Source organism: Rhizobium quercicola, from assembly GCF_021168455.1.
Lineage (GTDB): Bacteria > Pseudomonadota > Alphaproteobacteria > Rhizobiales > Rhizobiaceae > Ferranicluibacter > Ferranicluibacter quercicola.
The window spans coordinates 81,142-102,265 of the sequence record NZ_JAJOZR010000004.1 but is presented as its reverse complement, the minus strand read 5'-3'; the positions used below and the strand labels follow the sequence as shown (position 1 = coordinate 102,265).

The window sequence follows — 21,124 nt, the reverse complement described above, 5'->3', positions numbered from 1 at the left end:
CTATGTTGAGTTCTGGCAATCTAGCATCCGGTTTTCGATGGGAGATAAGTTGCCGCCGGCGCGCGCGAAAGCGCGTCCGGTTCGTACTCCCGGAAGCAAAGCACATTGACGCCGAACGGCGCGCCAGTCTGCGGAGCGGTTTGAGTGGTTCGTTGCGTCCCGCAGGGGACGCGCGGCGTGCTGGAAGGAAAGTGAAATGAGCAAAGTCAGCGGCAGCAGCGGCGGTGACTCCAAGAATACCCTCTATTGTTCCTTCTGCGGCAAGAGCCAGCACGAAGTCCGGAAGCTGATTGCCGGACCGACCGTCTTCATCTGCGATGAATGCGTCGAACTGTGCATGGATATCATCCGCGAGGAGAACAAGACCTCGATGGTGAAGTCCCGCGATGGCGTTCCCACGCCGCAGGAAATCATCAAGGTTCTCGACGAATACGTGATCGGCCAGCAGCAGGCCAAGCGCATCCTGTCTGTCGCCGTCCACAACCATTACAAGCGCCTGGCGCATTCGGCCAAGGGTAGCGACATCGAGCTGGCCAAGTCGAACATCATGCTCGTCGGCCCGACCGGCTGCGGCAAGACCTATCTCGCCCAGACGCTGGCCCGCATCATCGACGTGCCCTTCACCATGGCGGATGCGACGACACTCACCGAAGCCGGCTATGTCGGCGAGGACGTCGAGAACATCATCCTGAAGCTGCTTCAGTCGGCCGACTACAACGTCGAACGCGCCCAGCGCGGCATCGTCTATATCGACGAAGTCGACAAGATCTCGCGCAAGTCCGACAATCCCTCGATCACCCGGGACGTTTCGGGCGAGGGCGTGCAGCAGGCGCTTCTGAAGATCATGGAAGGCACGGTCGCTTCCGTTCCGCCGCAGGGTGGACGCAAGCATCCCCAGCAGGAATTCCTGCAGGTGGACACGACCAACATCCTGTTCATCTGCGGCGGCGCCTTTGCCGGCCTCGACAAGATCATCTCCGCCCGCGGCGAAAAGACGTCGATCGGCTTCGGTGCCTCGGTCAAGTCTCCCGAAGACCGCCGTGTCGGCGAAGTCCTGCGTGAGCTGGAGCCGGAAGATCTGGTCAAGTTCGGCCTCATTCCCGAATTCATCGGCCGTCTGCCCGTTCTGGCGACGCTCGAGGACCTCGACGAATATGCGCTGATCCAGATCCTGTCGGAGCCGAAGAACGCCCTGATCAAGCAGTATCAGCGCCTGTTCGAGATGGAAGACGTGGAACTGACGTTCCACGAGGACGCGCTGCGCGAAATCGCCAAGCGCGCCATCATCCGCAAGACCGGCGCCCGCGGCCTTCGCTCGATCATGGAGAAGATCCTGCTCGACACGATGTTCGAACTGCCGACGCTGGAAGGCGTCCGCGAAGTCGTCATCTCCGACGAAGTCGTCAAGGGCTCCGCCCGCCCGCTCTACATCTACTCGGAGCGCACGGACGAGAAGGCCAACGTTTCGGCCTGATGTGATTTGGAGAATGAAGGAAGGGCTCGCAGCGATGCGGGCCCTTTTTCGTTCGTGGTGTGGTCCGCCTGTTGGTGCCTACCTGTTATAGACGGCGGTAAGGCGGGCGGTGGCGATCGTCGTGCTGCCGATCATGAAGCCGGCAAGGGCGTTGCTGGCATCCTTCGGTAGATCCAGTGCCTCGACATTGAGGGCGTGTACTGAGAAGATGTAGCGATGCACGACGCCGGAAGGCGGGCAGGCACCTCCGAATCCGACACTACCATAGTCGTTCTTCAATTCGACGGCACCTTTGGGAAGGGCCTCCGTACCACTTGCGCTGGCGGCCAGCCTAGTCTCTCCTACCGGAATGTTCACGATATTCCAGTGCCACCAGCCCGATCCCGTCGGCGCGTCGGGGTCATAGGCCGTGACGGCGAAGCTCTTGGTGCCGGCCGGCGCACCCGACCAAGACAATTGCGGAGACGTGTTGCCCCCGTCGCAGCCAAACCCCTTGAAGATTTGAGCGGAAGAGAGCCGGCCGCCCTCGCTCATGGATGTGCTCGTCACTCGAAACTCCTGCGCCTCAGCCTGCGCGGCGGAACTCCCGAGGAGAGTAAGGCCGATGAGGATCGACCGGACGTTTATAAATGCGGAAGACATGCTTATGTCCCTTTCTGAAGATGATTCAACACACCTTCAGACTATCCTTCCGCACCGGCTGCTGCTTTCGTCCAACCTTCAAAGTTTGTCGAAAAACGCTCATTCGTCTGCGATGCGGATCGCGCGGGGCTGGATGCCGAAGCGCTTCCGGAAGGAGTCGGAGAAGTGGGACTGCGTTTTGAAACCGCATTCGAGCGCGATTTGCGAGACAGGAAGTCCGGTCGTCTGCAGCAGCGAAAGGCCCTTCTCCAGTCGCGTGTTCTGCAGGATCTTCGAAAATCCCTGTTCCGATCGTCCGAGCCAGCGGCGAAGAGTCGCCTCGCTCATGGCGAAATGGTCCGCAACTTCGGACGCCCGCCACGGATGGCTCAGATCGGTCTCCAGCAGACGGCGCAAGCGGATCATAGGCTGATGATCCGCTTGTGCTGGCAGGCGCACGCCGAGATGCCGCAGCCAGATGAGAGGTTCGAGGAGGCGGTGACGCCGGATGGCCGGCGGCAGGTCCGTCGCCAACAGTGTGTCCCGTATGATGTCGAGAATGACGCCCGGCTGCTGCGGTTCGGCCCGGATGATCTGTATGCCGGGTGGAGCCGACCGAGGGTTTTGCTCGGGAAAGACCGAGTTGAGAAGGTCTTGGGTGAAATAGACACCTTCGGCACGGTAGGTCGCGTTCAGCACCGGTCGATTCTCCAGCGTCACGATGGAGCCGGGCGGGAAGACGAGTAGGTCTCCCTCACAGCCGATGATCTCGCCGTTGACGGGACACGCAACACGCTTGGAGCCGACGCCGATGAAGCACAGGAAAGCGAGCCCGATGAAGAGGTCTGAAAAGGTTGCCGCCGTTGCCTGGCTGATCGACAGCAAGGTAACGTTGCTTGTCTCGAAGAACTCTCCAACGGGACGGGAATGAAGGTTCACGCACGCTCCGGATCAAGACGTTGATGAACGTGAAAAAGCTTCCGACCATCAGGTCGCGGCACTATATGGTCGCAGATTGGGTCGTGAGGTGCAAGGCAGCGGGACTTTCGTCGCTTCTCGTAATTCAGTACGTTCTTCCGTTCCTTCGTTTCGGCCAATGATTACAGCATTGCTAAATCACCCGGGCAGCGCGATGATATGACGGTTTCGTGTCTTGGGGCGGTGGTTCGAATCATGAGGCTTGCGGTTGCGTGGCAAGGCCCGCGACAGTCACGTAGCCTCTACTGTGCGATACGCTTCGATGGCCGTCGGGTCAGGCGGTCGGAGGGTTGAAAACGGGTCTCGTAACCTCCACTTCTGACAGTGAAGAAAGTGATGACCGGAAGCACCCTTGACGTGCTTCGGGTAACGCTCCCGGAAACGGGACGGAAAGGAAATGACATGACGAACAAAACGTCTCCGGCAGCCGAGAGCGGGACCTTCCCAGTCCTTCCCCTGCGTGACATCGTGGTGTTCCCCCATATGATCGTGCCCCTCTTCGTGGGTCGCGAAAAGTCGATCCGTGCCCTGGAAGAGGTCATGGGCACCGACAAGCAGATCATGCTTGCGACCCAGATCAACGCCGGCGACGACGATCCGGAGCCCTCCGCGATCTACCAGATCGGCACCATCGCCAACGTGCTGCAGCTGCTGAAGCTGCCCGACGGCACCGTTAAGGTGCTGGTCGAAGGCCGCTCGCGCGCCGAAATCGACGGCTACACCCGCCGCGAGGAATTCTACGAGGCGATGGCGCATCCGCTGGCGGAGCCCGCCGAGGATCCTGTCGAGATCGAGGCGCTGTCGCGCTCCGTCGTCTCCGAGTTCGAGAGCTATGTGAAGCTCAACAAGAAGATTTCGCCCGAGGTCGTCGGTGCCGCCAGCCAGATCGAGGATTACTCGAAGCTGGCCGATACGGTCGCCTCGCATCTCTCCATCAAGATCGTCGAAAAGCAGGAAATGCTGGAGACGACGAGCGTGAAGGGGCGTCTGGAAAAGGCGCTCGGCTTCATGGAAGGCGAGATCTCTGTTCTTCAGGTTGAGAAGCGGATTCGCTCGCGCGTCAAGCGCCAGATGGAGAAGACCCAGCGCGAATATTACCTGAACGAGCAGATGAAGGCGATCCAGAAGGAGCTCGGCGACGGCGAGGAAGGCCGCGACGAGATGGCCGAACTGGAAGACAAGATCAACAAGGCCAAGCTCTCCAAGGAAGCGCGGGAAAAAGCCGACGCCGAGATGAAGAAGCTGCGCCAGATGAGCCCGATGTCGGCGGAAGCCACCGTCGTGCGCAACTATCTGGACTGGCTGACGGGCATTCCGTGGAACAAGAAGTCGAAGGTCAAGACCGACCTCAATGCCGCCGAAAAGGTGCTTGAGCTCGATCACTTTGGCCTCGACAAGGTCAAGGAACGCATCGTCGAATATCTCGCCGTGCAGGCGCGTTCGCAGAAGATCAAGGGTCCGATCCTGTGCCTCGTCGGTCCTCCGGGCGTCGGCAAGACCTCGCTCGCCCGCTCGATCGCCAAGGCCACCGGCCGCGAATATATCCGCATGGCGCTCGGCGGCGTGCGCGACGAGGCCGAGATCCGCGGTCACCGCCGCACCTATATCGGCTCGATGCCCGGCAAGGTCATCCAGTCGATGAAGAAGGCGAAGAAGTCCAACCCGCTCTTCCTGCTCGATGAAATCGACAAGATGGGCCAGGATTTCCGTGGCGATCCGTCGTCGGCCCTGCTCGAGGTGCTCGATCCGGAACAGAACGCAACGTTCATGGACCACTATCTGGAGGTCGAGTACGACCTTTCGAACGTGATGTTCATCACCACGGCGAACACGCTGAACATTCCCGCGCCCCTGATGGACCGCATGGAAGTGATCCGCATCGCCGGCTACACGGAAGAGGAAAAGCTGGAGATCGCCAAGCGGCACCTCCTGCCGAAGGCCATCGCCGACCACGCCCTGAAGCCCGCCGAATTCTCGGTGACGGATGGCGCGTTGATGGCGGTGATCCAGACCTACACCCGCGAGGCGGGCGTGCGCTCCTTCGAGCGCGAGCTGATGAAGCTCGCCCGCAAGGCGGTGACCGAAATCCTCAAGGGCAAGGCCACCAGCATCCAGGTGACGGCCGAGAACATTCATGACTATCTGGGCGTTCCGCGCTTCCGCCATGGCGAGGCCGAGCGCACCGATCAGGTGGGCGTGGTTACGGGTCTGGCCTGGACCGAGGTCGGCGGCGAACTGCTGACGATCGAAGGCGTGATGATGCCTGGCAAGGGCCGCATGACGGTGACGGGCAACCTGAAGGACGTGATGAAGGAATCGATCTCGGCGGCGGCCTCCTATGTCCGCTCGCGCGCCATCGATTTCGGCATCGAGCCGCCGCGTTTCGACACGAGCGACATCCACGTCCACGTTCCCGAAGGGGCGACCCCGAAGGACGGTCCCTCGGCCGGCGTCGCGATGGCAACCGCCATCGTGTCGATCATGACGGGCATTCCGGTCGACAAGAACGTGGCCATGACGGGTGAAATCACCCTGCGCGGCCGGGTTCTGCCCATCGGCGGCCTGAAGGAAAAGCTGCTCGCGGCGCTGCGCGGCGGGATCAAGAAGGTGCTCATTCCGGAAGAAAACGCCAAGGATCTGGCGGAGATTCCGGACAATGTGAAGAACAACATGGAGATCATCCCGGTGTCGATGATCGGTGACGTTCTGAAGCACGCTCTGGTCCGCATGCCGGAAGCCATCGAATGGGATCCGGCAAAGCATGTCGCGCCGGTCAAGGTCGCGGCCGATACGGACGAAACCACGACCGGTTTCGCCCACTGACGACGCATCCCGGGGAGGCCGCAATGCGGCTTTTCCGGACACGCCCGGACGGGCGGCGTGACTGATTCTCCGGCGGGATGAAGGTGCCCTTGCACCGTTATTCATCGCTTAAACAGTGGAAGACCGGCCTCTGCGCCGGTCTTTTTTCGTAAAATGCGCCGCAAAGCCTTGCATTTCCGGGCATTCGGCGCGATTGGGTTGCCAAGGCGACCGCTGCGACGATGGCGCGGCCGCCCGAAAACAAGTCGTTTCGGACCAAGTTGAAAGGGTGGAAACATGAACAAGAATGAGCTCGTATCGGCTGTTGCCGAAAAGGCCGGCATCACGAACAAAGAGGCAGCTGCTTCTGTCGAAGCACTGTTCGACGTGATCCAGGGTGAACTGAAGAACGGCGGCGACGTTCGCCTCGTCGGCTTCGGCAACTTCACCGTGAGCCGCCGCGAAGCCTCCAAGGGCCGCAACCCCTCCACCGGTGCGGAAGTCGATATCCCTGCACGCAACGTTCCGAAGTTTGCGGCCGGCAAGGGCCTCAAGGACGCCGTGAACTCCTAAGGCAGATCCGGGCGGAGCGGTGCGCTTCCGCCCCGGGATCCTGCTTTTTTGCAAGGTTCACGGCCGAGCGCCGCGCATCCCCCCAAGCGGATGCCGACTGGCTGCTCGATCATCATAAAGCGCTGCTGCGCAGGAGGAGACGGCCCATGCCGCGCTCCTCACCTTCAGGCCCGGGTTTTCCCGGGCCTTTTTCGTCCCTGTCATTCCTCTGTCATGCGGGCGCTTCACAAATCCCGGGATTGTGCCGGGCGCGACGATGCAAGCGGCACGCGGCGCGAACCGCCGTCTGAACGCCGAGGGGATGTCTCATGAAAACCGTATCCGTCACCGCCGCACTCGCGGCCCTGCTTGCGACCTCGGTTGCCGGGATGGCCTGCGCCGAGCCCGTCTTCAACCGCATCTCGTCCTTCGCCGTCGCGGACAATCTGCCGGCTGCAACCGACCGCAAGACCGTGACCTCGGCGGAAATCGTGACCGCGACGGATGACGGCAAGACGCTGATCTATTCCGACAGTCCGCTGAAGGCCATCGGCTTCATCGACATCACGGATGCCGCGGCGCCCAAGGCCGGCGGCATCGTCGCCTTCGATGGCGAGCCGACCTCGGTGACGGTTGCCGGCACCAGGGCGCTGGTCGCCGTCAACACGAGCCCCGACCGCGCCAACCCGTCGGGCATGCTCGCCGCCGTCGATATTGCCGGCCGTAAGGTGACGTCGAGCTGCGAACTTGGCGGCCAGCCCGACTCGGTCGCGGTCAACAAGGATCGGACGCTCGCCGCCGTCGCCATCGAGAACGAGCGCGACGAGAAGGTCAACGACGGCGCGCTGCCGCAGATGCCGGCCGGCGACCTCGTCATCGTGAAGCTGAACGACGGCACGCCGGATTGCGCCACGATCCGCCACGTGTCGCTCACCGGTCTTGCCGCTGTCGGCGGCGACGATCCCGAGCCGGAGTTCGTGTCCTTCAACGGCCGCGACCAGATCGCGCTGACGCTGCAGGAAAACAACCATATCGTCATTCTCGACGGTCGCTCGGGCGCGATCGTCTCGCATTTCTCGGCCGGCACGGTGGATCTCGACACGATCGACACCAAGCGCGACGGCAAGCTTTCCTTCACCGGATCGCTCAACGGCGTGGCCCGGGAGCCGGACGCCGTGAAGTGGCTCGATGACGACAGGCTGGTGGTGGCGAACGAGGGCGACTGGAAGGGCGGCTCGCGCAGCTTCACCATCTTCGACACCAGCGGCAAGGTGCTCTACGAGGCCGGTGCGAGCTTCGAGCATGCGGCCGCGGCCATCGGGCACTATCCCGAAAAGCGCTCCGCCGCCAAGGGTATCGAGCCGGAGGGCCTTGAGGCCGCGACATTCGGCGAGGATCGGCTGTTCTTCGTGCTGGCCGAGCGCGCCTCGCTCGTCGGCGTTTACAAGGATACCGGTGCCGCGCCCGAACTGCTGCAGCTTCTGCCCTCGGGCATCTCGCCGGAAGGCGGTGTCGCCATTCCCGGCCGCAACCTGCTGGTGACCGCCAACGAGGCCGATCTCGTCGAGGACGGCGCCGCGCGCTCGCATGTCATGATCTACGAGCGCAAGGAGGGCAAGCCGGCCTATCCGCAGATCCGCTCCGTGGAGAAGGACGGCGTGCCGATCGGTTTCGGTGCCCTGTCGGGTCTGTCGGCTGTCCCGGGCGAGCCCGGCAAGCTCTACGCGGTCAGCGACTCGGTCTACGGTGCCGAGCCGCGCATCTTCACCATCGACACGACCAGGAGCCCCGCTGAGATCACAGACGCCCTGACGATCACCCGCGACGGCGCTCCGGCGCAGAAGCTCGACATCGAGGGCATCGTTGCGACAGGCGACGGCTTCTGGCTCGCCTCCGAGGGCAATTCCGACAAGCTGGTGCCGCATGCGCTGTATCAGGTGAACGCGAAAGGCCAGATCAAGAAGGAGATCGCCCTGCCGGAAGCCCTGCGGGCGGGCGAGACCCGCTTCGGCTTCGAGGGCATCACAGTGACGGGCGAGGGCGACGACACGACGCTGTGGATGGCCGTGCAGCGCGAATGGAAGGACGACGAGAAGGGCTTCGTCAAGCTCGTCTCCTACAAGCCGAAGTCCGAGGAATGGGGCGCCGTGCGCTATCCGTTGGACAAGAAGGGCGAGGGCTGGGTCGGCCTGTCCGAGATCACCATTCACGGTGATTATGCCTATGTCATCGAACGCGACAACCTCGTCGGCCAGGCGGCGAAGCTGAAGAAGATCTATCGCGTGGCGCTGGCTGCGCTGAAGCCTGCCAAGCTCGGCGGCCCGCTGCCGGTCGTCGCCAAGGAGGAGTTCCGCGATCTGCTGCCCGACCTGAAGACGCTGAACGGCTATGTTCTCGACAAGGTCGAAGGTTTCGCGGTCGATGAGACCGGCACCGGCTTCGTCGTCACCGACAATGACGGCGTGGACGACAGCTCGGGTGAAACCATGTTCTGGAGCATCGGCAAGATCGACGCGATGTAGCGAGAGGTCGCCTCGGAAATGCCGGGGTCTGCGAGGCCGGGCCTGCGTTCAGCAGGTCCGGCGCTGCGGTGACGGTCTTCGGATGCGCGGCGGGTGAGATCGGGTCTCGGCTGGTTGCCCTCAGACCTCTGCCGCCGTCGCCGGCGGGATGGCCTCGTCCTGTTCGCGCCGCTCGCGAATCTCGTCGGTGCGGCGGACGAGCTTGCTGACAATCTCGTACAGCTGGTCGAGCTGCTCGTCGTCAAGAGCGGAGAAGATTTCCTCGATCAGCTGCTTGCGCGGATGTTCGGCCGCCTCGAGCGCGATCCGACCGACATCGGTGATCGAAACGATCTTCGCGCGCCGATCCTCCGGATCCGGCTGGCGAACCACCAGCTTGTCGCGTTCCAGCCCGTCGATCGCCTCCGTCACGGTACGCGGTGCAAAGTTCAGCGCGCAGGCGATATCCGTCGAGCGGCAGGGACCGAGCTTGTTCAGGAAGAACAGGAATTTGCTGCGGGCCAGCGAAACGCCTTCTTCCGTCATCGACTGGTTGATGAGCCGGTGAACGCGGTGATACAGCTCGAACAGCTTGTCGGAGACGTCGAAGGTCGTTTTCATAGATTGGAGATGGACGTTATGAGGGCCCATGTCAAATCCCTTCACAGGGATGTCAGGGCCGGTCGCCGGAAACCCGGCGGCGGTGTCGGACGCGCCACAGAGGTGACGACGAGGCGCGCTCTCCCGCTTGAGCTGTGACGATGCCCCGAACGCTCGCGTCGCAGGGGCCGGTGGAAAGACGCAGCTGCGCAAGCCGAAACGATTGACCTTCCCGCATCGCCGGGCCCATGGTCGGGCATGGCTTTCCGCTTCGTTCACACCGCAGATCTTCACCTCGATTCTCCGCTGCGCAGTCTGGCCCTTCGCAATGGCGAGCTGGCCGAGCGTGTCCGCGGCGCGACGCGGGCCGCGTTGACGGCCATCGTTGATCTCTGCATCGCGGAGGCGGTCGATGCGCTTCTGATCGCAGGCGATCTCTATGACGGCTCGCAAACCTCGATGAACACGGCGCTGTTCCTCATGGCCGAGATGCGTCGGCTGGAGGCGGCCGGGGTGCGCGTTTTCGTCATTCGTGGCAATCACGACAACCAGTCCGCCATCCGCCGCGAGCTGACCTTTCCCGACAATGTGCATGTCTTTTCCAACCGCACCAAATCGGTGAAGGCCGCGACGCTGCCGGATGGGCGCGCGGTCTATATCCACGGCATCGGCTTCGATCAGCCGCACGCGCCGGACAGCCTGCTGCCGTCCTTTCCCGGACCGCAGGCAGACAGCGTCAACATCGGCATGCTGCATACGAGCCTAGCCGGGGCGCCGGGACACGATCTCTACGCGCCCTGCAGCGTCGCGGAGCTGGCCGCGCACGGTTTCGACTACTGGGCGCTCGGCCATGTCCACCATCGCCTCGTGCACAGCGAGACGCCGCTGATCGTCATGCCGGGCATGCCGCAGGGCCGGGATATCAACGAGGCGGGCGCGAAAAGCGTGACGCTGGTGACGGTCGAGGCCGGCGGTGCGATCCGCCATGATGAGCGACGCATCGGCGGCGCCGTCTTCGAGCGGGCGACGATCGACCTCACCGGCATCGCGGAATGGCGCGAGCTTCTGGCCCGCATCGCTGACGACCTCGCGCGCCGCGTGGCGGCAGCCGGTGCCGAGCACCTCATCCTTCGCCTTCACCTGACGGGCGCCACACCGCTCGCCTTTCGCCTGAAACGCGACCCCGCCTTCCTGATGGACGAGGTGACGGGCCTCGCCAACGCCGTGCCGGGCTGCTGGGTGGAGAAGATCGAGATCGACTGTCATGCGCCGGAGAGGGCCGCCGGAGGGGATGCGGGTCTCGATCCCGCCGCCGAGCTGTCAGCGCTGATCCATGGCGACGTGCTTGCCTCCCACGGGTTCCGCCAGCAGGCGGCCGACCTCATGGCCGAACTTCTCGGCCAGCTGCCCCGCGAGCTGCGGGAGACCTTCGGAACGGACGAGGCGACGGTCGAGGCGCTCCTGGCCGAGATCGCGCGCGACGGCAGCGACGAGGTGCTGGCGCATGTGCGAGCCGGCGAGGGCGGTCACTGATGCGTCTTTCCGCTCTCGATCTCGTCCGCTATGGCAAGTTTACCGGAAAGCTGCTGGATTTCGGCCCCGCGCAACCGGGCAAGCCCGACCTGCATCTGATCTACGGCCCGAACGAGGCCGGCAAGTCCACGCTGTTTTCGGCCGTGCTCGACCTGTTCTTCGGCATCGAGGGCCGCAGCACCTACAACTTCCTGCATCCGTACCCGGCCATGCGCATCGGCGCGACGGTGGAGACGGGCGGTCGCAGCCAGTCCCTGTTCCGCGTCAAGCGCCAGCAGAACACGCTGATCGACGCCAACGACCAGCCGTTGCCGGAAGAGCTGCTCGCCAACGCCTTCGGCACGGTGGACCGTGCGACCTATCAGCTGATGTTCTCGCTCGACGACGACAGCATCGAGAAGGGCGGGGAGAGCATTCTTCGCAGCGAAGGCGAGCTGGGATCTCTGCTGTTTTCCGCAAGCTCCGGCCTGCCGGACCTGACCGGCGTCATGGCCGACCTCAAGGGACGCACGGACGCCTTCTATCGCCCGCAGGCGCGCAAGCACCGGCTGGCGGAACTGAAAGCCGAGCTGGATGCGCTGAAGGACGAGCGTGCGGCCATCGATGTCAGCCAGCGCGAATATACGGCGCTCCGCAAGACGCGGGATCTGGCAACGGAGCGGCACGCGGCGGCGCTTGCGGCCCGCGCCGGGCTCCGCGTTCAATGGGACGGCGTGCAGGCGAAGCTCGACGGCCTGCCGCTCCTCCTGCGGCTGCGGGCCGTGCGCGGCGAGCTGGCCACGCTCAGCGACCTGCCGGACCCGCCCGCCGTCTGGCACCAGATGCTGCCGGACCTGATGCGGGCGGAGACCGAGATAGGCACGCGGCTGACGCAGGTCGCAGCCGACATCGCCCGCCGCACGCAGGAGCGCGACCTGCTTGCGCGCGACGAGGCCGTGCTCGCCCTGCGCGGCGACCTCCTCCATCTGGAAAGCTCGGGGCTGGAAGCCCGCTACCGCACGGCAGCGCAGGACATGCCGTCCCGCACGCAGGAGCGAGCAGCGGTTTCCGCCGATCTGGCCGCGCGGCTGCTGCAACTCGGCCGAACGACAGACGAAGACCCGGCGGCGCTGCTCATTCCGGCCGCGACCATCGGCAAGTTGCGGGCGCTTGCCGAAACGCATGCGCGCCTGACCGAACGGCAGGATGCGGCCCGGCGGGAACGCGCATCGGCCGAGGCCGCCCACCGCGAGGCGCTGCAACGGGCCGAGGCGGTTGGCGACAGGACGGTGCCGCAGGTCTCCGCGACGCCGACGACGGGCGACCCGCAGGCGCTGTCCGATCTGCTGCGCGCCTTGCGGCGCGAGGATTTTCCGCTGCGGCAGAAGGCGGCGCGCGAGGAGCTGGCGCGGCTGGAGGATCTCCTGGCCGACCAGCTGGCAGCCCTGCCGGGCCGGCACGATGCCGACAGCCTGGCGCTCGCGCCGGTGCCGGTGGAAGGCGATCTGGCCGACTGGTCGTTCAAGACCGAAACTTCGAGCGAGCGCCTGCGCCGGCTCGATGAGCGCCGTGCGGAGATCGCCCTGCAGCGGGCCACCGCGCAAGCCGAGCGCGATACGCTGCTGGTGCAGGCGGAGTTTGCCGATGACGAGCGGGTTGCCGCGCTGCGCCACGCGCGCGATGCGGCCTGGCACGCGCATCGCGACACGCTGACGCCGGACACGGCCGACCATTTCGCAAGCGCGCTCGACAGGGACGACCGGGCAAGCGCCCTGCGGCTGACCCAGACCGAGCATATCGCCCGCAGCCGCGCGCTGGCGGTGACGATCGCCGACCTCGATGCGCGGCAGATGGCGCACGATCAGCAGCGCAACGCGCTGCTCGGGGAGCGCAGCACGCTCGATGCCGCCATTGCGGCGGCGGCGGCAGCCTGCGGTCTCCCGGCCGACCTGTCTCTGGCGCGACTGGAAGACTGGCTGCAACGCCGGCTGACGGCGCTGGAAACACGTGCCGCCTTGCGCGCCATGCGCCAGAAGCTCGCGCAGGCGGATGCTGACGAAGAGCGGGCGATGACCCGGCTGGCCGCGGCGTTCGGGACCGCGCTGCCACAGGATTTCGAGACGGCGCTGGCCTTCGGCGAGCGCGTGCTCGCGGCGGCGCAGGCCGAGGCCGCCGAGGGGCGCACGCTGCGGGAAGACCTGAAGCGGACGGAAGCGGCGCTCGCCTCGCGGCGTGTCGACGCGGATGCGGCGGAGACGGCGATGGCGGCATGGTCGGATGCCTGGGGCGAATGCCTCGCCGGCCTTTGGCTGGCGCCCGAAAACGCGTTGCCGGGCCCGGCCGAAGTGATGCCGACGCTGGCGGTGCTGGCCGAGATCGAGCGTCTGGTTCAGCGCCGCAGCGATTTCGACCATCGCATTCAGGCCATGGGCCGCGACCAGACCGCGTTCGCGAGCGTCATCTCCGGCTGCTGCAAGGCGCTGGATGTGCCGGCCGGCGACGATCCGCTCGCGGTGTTCACCATGCTGCAGCAGCGGGTCGCAAGCGCTGAGCAGGTGGAGGCCCTGTTCCACCGTCTGTCGCAGGAGCTCGATGAGCGCGAGCGCGAGGCGCTGTCACTGGCCGAAGCTCGGGAGCGGCACGAGGCCGGCAAGCGCGACATGCTCGCCTTCTTCGGCTGCACGGACCTTGCCGATGTTGCCGCCCACCTCGAAACGGCCAAGACCCGGACGCGGCTGCGGGAGCGCATTGCGGAAACCGAGGCCGATCTGGCCGCGCGTCTGCGCGTCGGCACGGCGGAGGAGGCCGAGATGGTGCTTGTCGCGCTGGACGAGGAAGGCCTGCGCCGCGAGGCCGCCGAGCTGGCCGCGCGCCACGACGCGGCCGACCGGATGGTGCAGGACCGCCATGCCGAACTGCGCGATGCGGAGCGCGGGCTGGAAAAAGCCGCGGGCGACGACGCGGCCGCCTATATCGAGGAACGCCGGCGTACGGTGCTTGCCGATATCGAGGAGCAGGCGCTCGCCTATCTCCGGCTGCGGTCCGGCCTGCTGGCGGCCGATATGGCGTTGCGCCTGTATCGCGAGCGGCATCGCAGTGCGATGATGCAGCGGGCTTCCACCGCCTTCGCCACCATCAGCGGCGGGGAATATGAAGGCCTTTCGACCGAGATGGAGAAGGGGGCGGAGTTCCTGCTGGTCCGCTCGGCCTCCGGCGCGACCAAGCTTGCCAGGGACCTGTCGAAAGGCACGCGCTTTCAGCTCTACCTCGCGCTCCGCATGGCCGGCTTCCACGAGATCAGTGCCCAGCGGGAGGCCTTGCCCTTCATTGCCGACGACATCATGGAGACCTTCGACGATGCCCGCGCCTTCCATGCCTTCCGCCTGATGGCGGATATGGCGGGGGTCGGCCAGGTCATTTACCTGACCCATCACGAACACCTCTGCGACATCGCCCGCAAGGCCTGCCCGGATGTCGTGCTGCACCGGCTTTGAGGCGGTGCAGACTCCGGCGGCACCGCCCGTCCTGCTGCGGACTTGCGGGCGGACGCCAATAGGCCCTATAGGGGTGCACCATGCCGGCTTCCATCACGATGACGGTCGCTGGAAACGCTTCGCGCCGCGACGCCGGCGACGAGAGGCAGACGGCAAGGGAAAGCCGGAGCGCGTAAGCGTGGCGGGCTTTTCACATTCGAGCGTGGCCCGTCGGGCCGGAGGCAGCGATGAACAATTTCCATGTCGGCCAAAAGGTCGTCTGCATCGACGACAAGTTCAAGAACGTCTCGATTGACCAGCTGATCCGCAAAGGCGAGATCTACACGATCCGTTGGGTCGGCCCGTACAGCCATTACATCGACGGCGAGTTCATCGGCGTGAAGCTGGAGGAAATCCACCGCGGCAATGATGACGGCCCGGAAGGGTACGGCGCCGCCGACATGCCCTACCGCGCAACACGGTTCCGCCCCCTGCTCAAGGATCGCCTGTCGACCTTGAAGAACCTTCTGGCTCCCACGCCGAAGGGCGAAACGCCCTATGCGCCGCCGGCGCCCGAAGAGCCGAAGCGCGCCGCGCCGAAGCGGGAAAAGGAAAAGGTCGATATCTGAGGCGGGCGCGGTCCGCGCTTCGCGCCGGGCCGTTTGTCACATTACCAACGAGGCTTTGGCCGTCACTGGCGGTCTGCCAGACGGCTCGTGCCTCAGCGATCGTTTCTTCGGCGGTTGCTGTCCTGCAGGAGATCCTGCAGCGCGGCTTCACTGATCATGCCGCACTGGAAGACGTGGATCCTGCGCGCCGCTGCCACATCACCCGTTTCGGCGCCGGCGGTGCAATGGTCCTCGAAGACGCGCTCCAGCGCGTGGCCGCCGCGAAGGGCATGCCGAACGTCCGGGCGTCTGTCGGTCTCAAGACCGAAATCCCTTGTGGGCATGAAGATCTCCCCGGGTTTGCCCGGCATGTGAGTGTACAGGACGGATCGGAACTGGCGACTCCGAGATCTGACCTATCAATCATCGTAGACGGGCTGAATTTTTCAAAGCGTCATGAAAGATACTACGCCTGACAGGATACTACGCCCGGCCAATGACGCGGAAATGACCGTTTCGTGACATTCAAGCGTGCCGGCAACTGCGTGTACGAAAGCGCGGATCGGAGACGTCCGCGAGCAGATGCCTTTCATTGCCGACATCGAACGACTTTTGCAGAAACAGGCGCCAGACGGCAGAGCCTCATCTCTTCGCGACGCCGTCGCCGCTTTCGGAGGCGAAGAGTGGCGACGCCTGGCGTCATACGGAACATCCTGCCGATCCGGGTGTTGAGGGTAGCGCAGGATCATGCGATGTGCCCATGCGCACGGGAGGATGGACACCATGAGCAGCAATGTCGAACCAAGGACGTTCGGGCATGGAACGATGGAGGGCAGCAAGGACGTCGATGCGTGCCAAGTCGCGCTGAACGAGGCCTTCGAAGCGATAAACGCGAGTGGCGAGGTGAGCGTGGGCTCTGCCGCCGGCGCCGAACTTCCGCGAGAATTGCAGGAACTGATCAAGCAGGCGGAGTCCTCCGGCTGGGACCGCGATGTGGCGGAGGCGGCAATCCGCCAATTGGCGCGCGAACGGCTCGGTGCCAGCGGCGCGTCCTTCGACTGACGATGCACACGACAGGAGACGATCATGCTGAAATCCCTGATGACCGAAATTTTCGGCGTTGGCCCGCATCCGGAGGAAACGTCCGGAAACCTGCATGATCTGCAGTGGGAGAAACGCGTGATCGTGATCTTCTCCGACCCCGCCCGCCTCAAGTCCGATGCCCAGCTTGGTGCCTTGCGGGCGGATACGGACGCACTTCGACAGCGTGACCTTGCCATCTTCACGGTCGATAACAACGAGGTACGTCCCGCCTTCGGCTCGGACTTCGTGCCCCAGGCCCATACGCTGCGCAAGGACCTGGGCTGCGCACCCGGCGCCTTCGCCCTGGTGCTGGTCGGCAAGGATGGCCACGTAAAGAGCCGGTACGACGACGTGGTCGATCCCGATGTGATTTTCGCCGAGATCGACAGCATGCCGATGCGGCAGGCCGAGATTCACCGATAGGCCCGCGAATAGCCTGGCAGATCCATACCGAGAGGAGATATCATGTCCAACGTGCCCGATCCCATTCCGACGCCGGTTCCCGGTAATCCGCCGATCCCCACACCCATGCCGCCGATCACCGAACCGGAACCGGATCGTCTGCCCGACGAAACGCCGAATCCCAATCCCGACGAGAACGACGCGCCACCGCTCTCCGTGTGAGCGCCCGCGATCGGCACTTGCCCACAGCTTCGGTGTCGTGACATCCATGGGACGAATTCGGTGTCGTGACATCCATGGGACGAACGACGGTCTCAAACGATGCGGCAGCAACCACCGGCTGTCGCATCTTTCTGTTCGGTGAAGGTGCACAATTAGCAATGCGCCCTCGTAATCGCGGCAGATTACCTTTGACGTAAGGTGCGAGCGTATCTTTGGACCTGAATATCGGCGTCGGAGCGAGGCAGGACGATAAGAAAGACATCTCTCATGCAACGGAATCCTGCAACCGTCAGAACGGTAACCAGGAGATTTCCCTTGCTTCGTGCATGTGGATCGACCGCCGGATCAGGGTTGCCTTTGCCCGCGTTTTCACCTCTGTTGACGCTTTAGCGCCACCGCAATGGCGCAAACAGGCAAGGAGATCAACGATGACCGCACCCCTGACTGCTGTGACACAAAACCTGCGCCGCGCCGCCCTGATCGGCTCGCTGCTGCTTTGCGCCAGCCCGGCGCTGGCCGAGGCCGTGCTGAACCGTGGCAATGCCGGCGAACCGCAGACGCTCGATCAGGCCCATACGTCGATCAATATCGAAGCCTTCATTCTCAAGGATCTCTACGAGGGCCTGACGATCCATGACGCCAAGGGCGAGATCGTGCCGGGCGCGGCCGAAAGCTGGACCGTTTCGGACGACGGCAAGGTCTATACCTTCAAGCTGCGCGAAAACGGCAATTGGTCGGACGGATCACCGGTGACGGCGGAGGACTTCGTCTTCTCGCTGAAGCGCATCGAGGATCCGAAGACGGCGGCCGGCTATGCCAACATTCTCTACCCGATCAAGAATGCCGAAAAGATCAACAAGAGCGGCGCGCCCCTCGACGAATTGGGCGTGAAGGCGATCGACGCGAAGACGCTGGAGATCACGCTCGAACGGCCGACACCCTACTTCCTCGAGCTCCTTGCCCACCAGACGGCGCTGCCGGTTTCCAAGGCGAGCTTCGAGAAGAACGGCACGGATTTCGTCAAGCCGGGCATCATGGTGTCAAACGGCGGGTTCAAGCTGACCGAGCACGTCGCCAACGATCACCTGACGCTGAGCAAGAACGAGCAGCACTGGGACGCCGCCAACATCAAGCTCGACAAGGTGGTCTTCTATCCGCTCGAGGATCAGGCCGCGGCCGTACGCCGCTACGAGGCGGGCGAGCTGCACGTGAACTACAATTTCTCCGCCGACCAGATCGCGCGGCTGAAGGCGCAGGTCGGTGACGAGGTGCATATCTCGCCGGCGCTCGCGACCTACTACTATGTGTTCGACACGCGCACCGCGCCGATGGACGACGTCCGCGTGCGCCGTGCGCTCTCCATGGGCATCGACCGCGACTTCCTCGCCAAGGAAATCTACAGCGGCTCGCAGCAGCCGGCCTATGCCTTCGTTCCCCCGGGTCTGCCGGGCTATGGCACACCGTCCGCGGCCGATTTCGCGACCAAGAGCCAGCTCGACCGCGAGGACGACGCCCTGGCGCTCCTGAAGGAGGCCGGATACGGCGAGGGCGGCAAGCCGCTCGAGATCGAGATCCGCTACAACACCAACCCCAATCACGAGCGGGTCGCGACGGCCGTCGCCGATATGTGGAAGACCGCGTTCAACGCCAAGGTGACCATGGTCAATCTCGACGTTTCCTCGCACTACGCCTACCTGCAGGAAGGCGGCAAATTCTCCGTCGCCCGCGCCGGATGGACGGCGGACTACGGCGATCCGGAAAACTTCCTCGCCATGAACACGACCAGCAACGTCACCTTCAACTATGCCAAGTGGAGCAATGCCGATTACGACGCGCTCATGGCGAAGTCGAACGACGAGACGGACCTCGCAGCCCGCGCAAAGCTGCTGCACGAAGCCGAGACGATCCTGATGAAGGAGCAGCCCGTGGCGCCGCTGCTCTACCAGAACGAGCTGTGGCTCGTGTCCAAGAAGGTCAAGGGCTGGATCGACAACGCCAACAACGAACACCCGAGCCGATTCCTGAGCCTCGCCGAGTAAGCGTTGCAGGTCTTGGGAGCCGCCCGCCCGCGGGGCGACGGCTCCCCATCCGCGGAATGACGATGGCCTGGCCATGAGATGCCCGGCATCGCGCGTCCCCCTGTTTGCCCGCCACCGACGGTTACGGATAGGGCAGCCATCGCAAGACCGCTGGCCTCATCGTTCCCCGCAAAATCCATCGTGCCTCCCGCCCTCCCATGGAGACGGCCATGTTATCCTTCGTTCTTCGCCGCCTGGCGAGCGCCGTGCCGACCCTCTTCATCGTCGTCACGATCTCGTTCTTCCTGATGCGGTTTGCCCCTGGCGGTCCGTTCAATCTCGAACGTCCGCTCTCGCCCCAGACCATGGCCAATATCAACAAGGCCTATGGGCTGGATCTGCCGCTGTGGCAGCAATATCTGCGCTATCTCGGCAACGTCGTTCGCGGCGATTTCGGCCCGAGCTACATCTACCGCGACAACACGGTCGATCAGCTGATCGGCATGGGACTGCCCTATTCGATCGAGCTCGGCCTCTGGGCGCTGGGCGTGGCGCTGGTGGGCGGCGTTGCCGCGGGCACCTTCGCCGCCCTGCGGCAGAACAGCTTTCTCGACGTCGCCATCATGACCCTGTCGACGGTTGGCGTCACGGTGCCGAACTTCGTCGTCGGCCCGGTGCTGACGCTGGTCTTCGCCGTCACCCTGTCCTGGCTGCCGGCCGGCGGCTGGGGCGATGGTTCGCTGCGATTTCTGATCCTGCCGATGATCGCGCTCGCGCTTCCCCAGCTGGCGGTCTTTGCGCGCCTGACGCGTGGCGCGATGATCGAGGCGCTGCACACCGACCATATCCGCACCGCGCGCGCCTACGGCCTGCCGGCGCGGACCGTGGTGGTAACGCATGCCATGCGGGCCGCCATGCTGCCGGTCGTCTCCTACCTTGCGCCCTGCGCCGCAGCTCTTCTCACGGGATCGGCCGTCATAGAAACGCTCTTCACCATTCCCGGTGTCGGCCGCTTCTTCGTGCTCGGCGCCATCAACCGCGATTACACGCTGGTCATGGGCACGGTGGTGCTGATCGCGGTCTTCGTCATCGTCTTCAACCTTGTGGTCGATATTCTCTACGGCCTGCTCGATCCGAGGGTTCGCCATGAGTGATCTTGCCCAAATGCCGGCGGTTCTGCCGGAAGCGGCCAGCCGCAGCCTGTTCCAGCTTGCCGCAACGCGCTTCCGGCGCAACCGCGCGGCCATGGCCGGCAGCGTCGTGCTGATTCTGGTCGCCCTGTTCTCGTTTCTCGGGCCGCTGTTCATCAGCCACAGCTACGATCAGGTCTTTCCCTCCTATGTCTCGGTGCCGCCGAGCCTCGAGCCCCGACCCGGTGCCGACAGCCTGCAGGGCGCGATCTCCGCGGCAGCGGCGCGGGCCCGTGTCACGCTTCAGGCCTTCGAGGTCGAGGGGCAGACCTTCACCGCGACCCTTACCTCCGACGCGGCGATCGATCCGCGCACGACCCGCTATATCGACCGCGCCAACGAATTCGACGACACCAAGGTCACGGAAACGCGCGATGACGGCCGGACGATCGTGATCGAGGGGCGCGTGTCGCGCGAGTACTTCCTGTTCGGCACGGATTCGAACGGCCGCGACCTTGTCGCGCGCGTCATGCTGGGCGGCCAGATCTCGCTCGCCGTCGGCCTGCTTGCCAGCCTCGTCTCGCTCGGCATCGGCGTGCTCTACGGCGCGACGTCGGGCTATCTCGGCGGCCGGGTCGACAACGTCATGATGCGGTTCGTCGAGATTCTCTATTCGCTGCCCTTCGTCTTTCTCGTCGTGGTGCTCGTGGTCTTCTTCGGCCGCTCCTTCATTCTCATCTTCCTCGTCATCGGCGCGGTGGAATGGCTGGATATGGCGCGAATCGTGCGTGGCCAGACGCTGGCGCTGAAGCGCCGGGAGTTCGTGGCTGCCGCCCAGGCGCTGGGGTTGACCGACTGGCAGATCATCCGCCGCCACGTCGTGCCCAACACCATCGGCCCGGTGGTCGTCTTCGTCACCGTCGTGGTTCCCAAGGTCATCCTGCTCGAAAGCTTCCTTTCCTTCCTCGGCCTCGGCGTGCAGGCGCCGCTGACGAGCTGGGGCGCGCTGATCTCGGAAGGGGCGAACAACATCCAGTCGGCGCCCTGGCTTCTCATCTTTCCCGCCATCTTCTTCGTCCTCACGCTGTTCTCGCTGAATTTCGTGGGCGACGGGTTGCGCGATGCACTCGATCCGAGGGACCGCTGAC

The 21,124-nt window shown here is 64.4% G+C and carries 17 protein-coding genes; 13 read left to right on the top strand and 4 right to left on the bottom strand.

Going from position 1 to position 21,124, the window contains the following annotated elements:
• Positions 1 to 196: 196 nt before the first annotated feature.
• Positions 197 to 1,474, top strand: a complete 1,278-nt coding sequence (clpX, locus tag LRX75_RS07320; protein WP_110726354.1) for an ATP-dependent Clp protease ATP-binding subunit ClpX — start codon at positions 197 to 199, stop codon at positions 1,472 to 1,474.
• A 78-nt stretch (positions 1,475 to 1,552) separates the two neighbouring features.
• Here the strand turns inward: clpX and LRX75_RS07315 are convergent, their stop codons facing one another.
• Positions 1,553 to 2,116: a YbhB/YbcL family Raf kinase inhibitor-like protein gene (locus LRX75_RS07315; protein WP_231813134.1), complete on the bottom strand. Its 564-nt coding sequence runs from the start codon at positions 2,114 to 2,116 to the stop codon at positions 1,553 to 1,555.
• Positions 2,117 to 2,215: 99 nt separating this feature from the next.
• Positions 2,216 to 3,034: a helix-turn-helix transcriptional regulator gene (locus tag LRX75_RS07310; RefSeq protein WP_231813132.1), complete on the bottom strand. Its 819-nt coding sequence runs from the start codon at positions 3,032 to 3,034 to the stop codon at positions 2,216 to 2,218.
• Between the two features lie 441 nt (positions 3,035 to 3,475).
• Here LRX75_RS07310 and lon point away from each other — a divergent pair, with 441 nt between their 5' ends.
• From lon to LRX75_RS07295, 3 genes are all read left to right on the top strand, one after another.
• Positions 3,476 to 5,896: an endopeptidase La gene (gene lon / locus LRX75_RS07305; RefSeq protein WP_231813130.1), complete on the top strand. Its 2,421-nt coding sequence runs from the start codon at positions 3,476 to 3,478 to the stop codon at positions 5,894 to 5,896.
• Positions 5,897 to 6,172: 276 nt separating this feature from the next.
• The gene (gene hupB / locus LRX75_RS07300; protein WP_062468444.1) at positions 6,173 to 6,448 is read left to right on the top strand and encodes a DNA-binding protein HupB; all 276 of its coding nucleotides are present in this window, start codon (positions 6,173 to 6,175) and stop codon (positions 6,446 to 6,448) included.
• Positions 6,449 to 6,756: 308 nt separating this feature from the next.
• Entirely contained in the window at positions 6,757 to 8,949 is a 2,193-nt protein-coding gene (locus LRX75_RS07295; RefSeq protein WP_231813128.1) for an esterase-like activity of phytase family protein, read from the top strand.
• A gap of 120 nt (positions 8,950 to 9,069) precedes the next feature.
• Here LRX75_RS07295 and LRX75_RS07290 read toward each other — a convergent pair whose 3' ends face one another.
• Positions 9,070 to 9,549: a MarR family winged helix-turn-helix transcriptional regulator gene (locus LRX75_RS07290; RefSeq protein ID WP_231813450.1), complete on the bottom strand. Its 480-nt coding sequence runs from the start codon at positions 9,547 to 9,549 to the stop codon at positions 9,070 to 9,072.
• Positions 9,550 to 9,786: 237 nt separating this feature from the next.
• On the opposite strand from LRX75_RS07290, the gene LRX75_RS07285 reads away from it, so the two are divergent.
• The 3 genes from LRX75_RS07285 to LRX75_RS07275 all read left to right on the top strand — a co-directional run bounded on the left by LRX75_RS07285 (position 9,787) and on the right by LRX75_RS07275 (position 15,142).
• Positions 9,787 to 11,061: a metallophosphoesterase family protein gene (locus tag LRX75_RS07285; protein WP_231813126.1), complete on the top strand. Its 1,275-nt coding sequence runs from the start codon at positions 9,787 to 9,789 to the stop codon at positions 11,059 to 11,061.
• The gene (locus LRX75_RS07280; RefSeq protein WP_231813124.1) at positions 11,061 to 14,534 is read left to right on the top strand and encodes an AAA family ATPase; all 3,474 of its coding nucleotides are present in this window, start codon (positions 11,061 to 11,063) and stop codon (positions 14,532 to 14,534) included. The genes LRX75_RS07285 and LRX75_RS07280 overlap by 1 nt, the downstream gene beginning before the upstream one ends.
• A gap of 227 nt (positions 14,535 to 14,761) precedes the next feature.
• Positions 14,762 to 15,142 carry a CAP-Gly domain protein gene (locus tag LRX75_RS07275; RefSeq protein ID WP_113150390.1) on the top strand — a complete coding sequence of 127 codons (381 nt, stop codon included), beginning with the start codon at positions 14,762 to 14,764 and terminating at the stop codon, positions 15,140 to 15,142.
• A 92-nt stretch (positions 15,143 to 15,234) separates the two neighbouring features.
• Here the strand turns inward: LRX75_RS07275 and LRX75_RS07270 are convergent, their stop codons facing one another.
• Entirely contained in the window at positions 15,235 to 15,465 is a 231-nt protein-coding gene (locus LRX75_RS07270) for a hypothetical protein (protein WP_231813122.1), read from the bottom strand.
• A gap of 439 nt (positions 15,466 to 15,904) precedes the next feature.
• Here LRX75_RS07270 and LRX75_RS07265 point away from each other — a divergent pair, with 439 nt between their 5' ends.
• The 6 genes from LRX75_RS07265 to LRX75_RS07240 all read left to right on the top strand — a co-directional run bounded on the left by LRX75_RS07265 (position 15,905) and on the right by LRX75_RS07240 (position 21,123).
• On the top strand, positions 15,905 to 16,183 hold the full coding sequence (locus LRX75_RS07265) for a hypothetical protein (protein WP_231813120.1): 279 nt from the start codon (positions 15,905 to 15,907) through the stop codon (positions 16,181 to 16,183).
• Between the two features lie 24 nt (positions 16,184 to 16,207).
• A complete protein-coding gene (locus LRX75_RS07260) occupies positions 16,208 to 16,627 on the top strand; it encodes a DUF4174 domain-containing protein (RefSeq protein ID WP_231813118.1) in 420 nt (139 codons plus the stop codon).
• Positions 16,628 to 16,669: 42 nt separating this feature from the next.
• Positions 16,670 to 16,828, top strand: coding sequence for a hypothetical protein (locus LRX75_RS07255; RefSeq protein ID WP_231813116.1), 159 nt, complete (start codon positions 16,670 to 16,672; stop codon positions 16,826 to 16,828).
• A 428-nt stretch (positions 16,829 to 17,256) separates the two neighbouring features.
• Complete coding sequence (locus LRX75_RS07250) at positions 17,257 to 18,867, top strand: peptide ABC transporter substrate-binding protein (protein ID WP_420851165.1); 1,611 nt, start codon at positions 17,257 to 17,259, stop codon at positions 18,865 to 18,867.
• A gap of 209 nt (positions 18,868 to 19,076) precedes the next feature.
• Positions 19,077 to 20,000, top strand: a complete 924-nt coding sequence (gene oppB / locus LRX75_RS07245; protein WP_231813114.1) for an oligopeptide ABC transporter permease OppB — start codon at positions 19,077 to 19,079, stop codon at positions 19,998 to 20,000.
• Entirely contained in the window at positions 19,993 to 21,123 is a 1,131-nt protein-coding gene (locus LRX75_RS07240; protein ID WP_231813112.1) for an ABC transporter permease, read from the top strand. The genes oppB and LRX75_RS07240 overlap by 8 nt, the downstream gene beginning before the upstream one ends.
• Position 21,124: the final 1 nt, after the last annotated feature.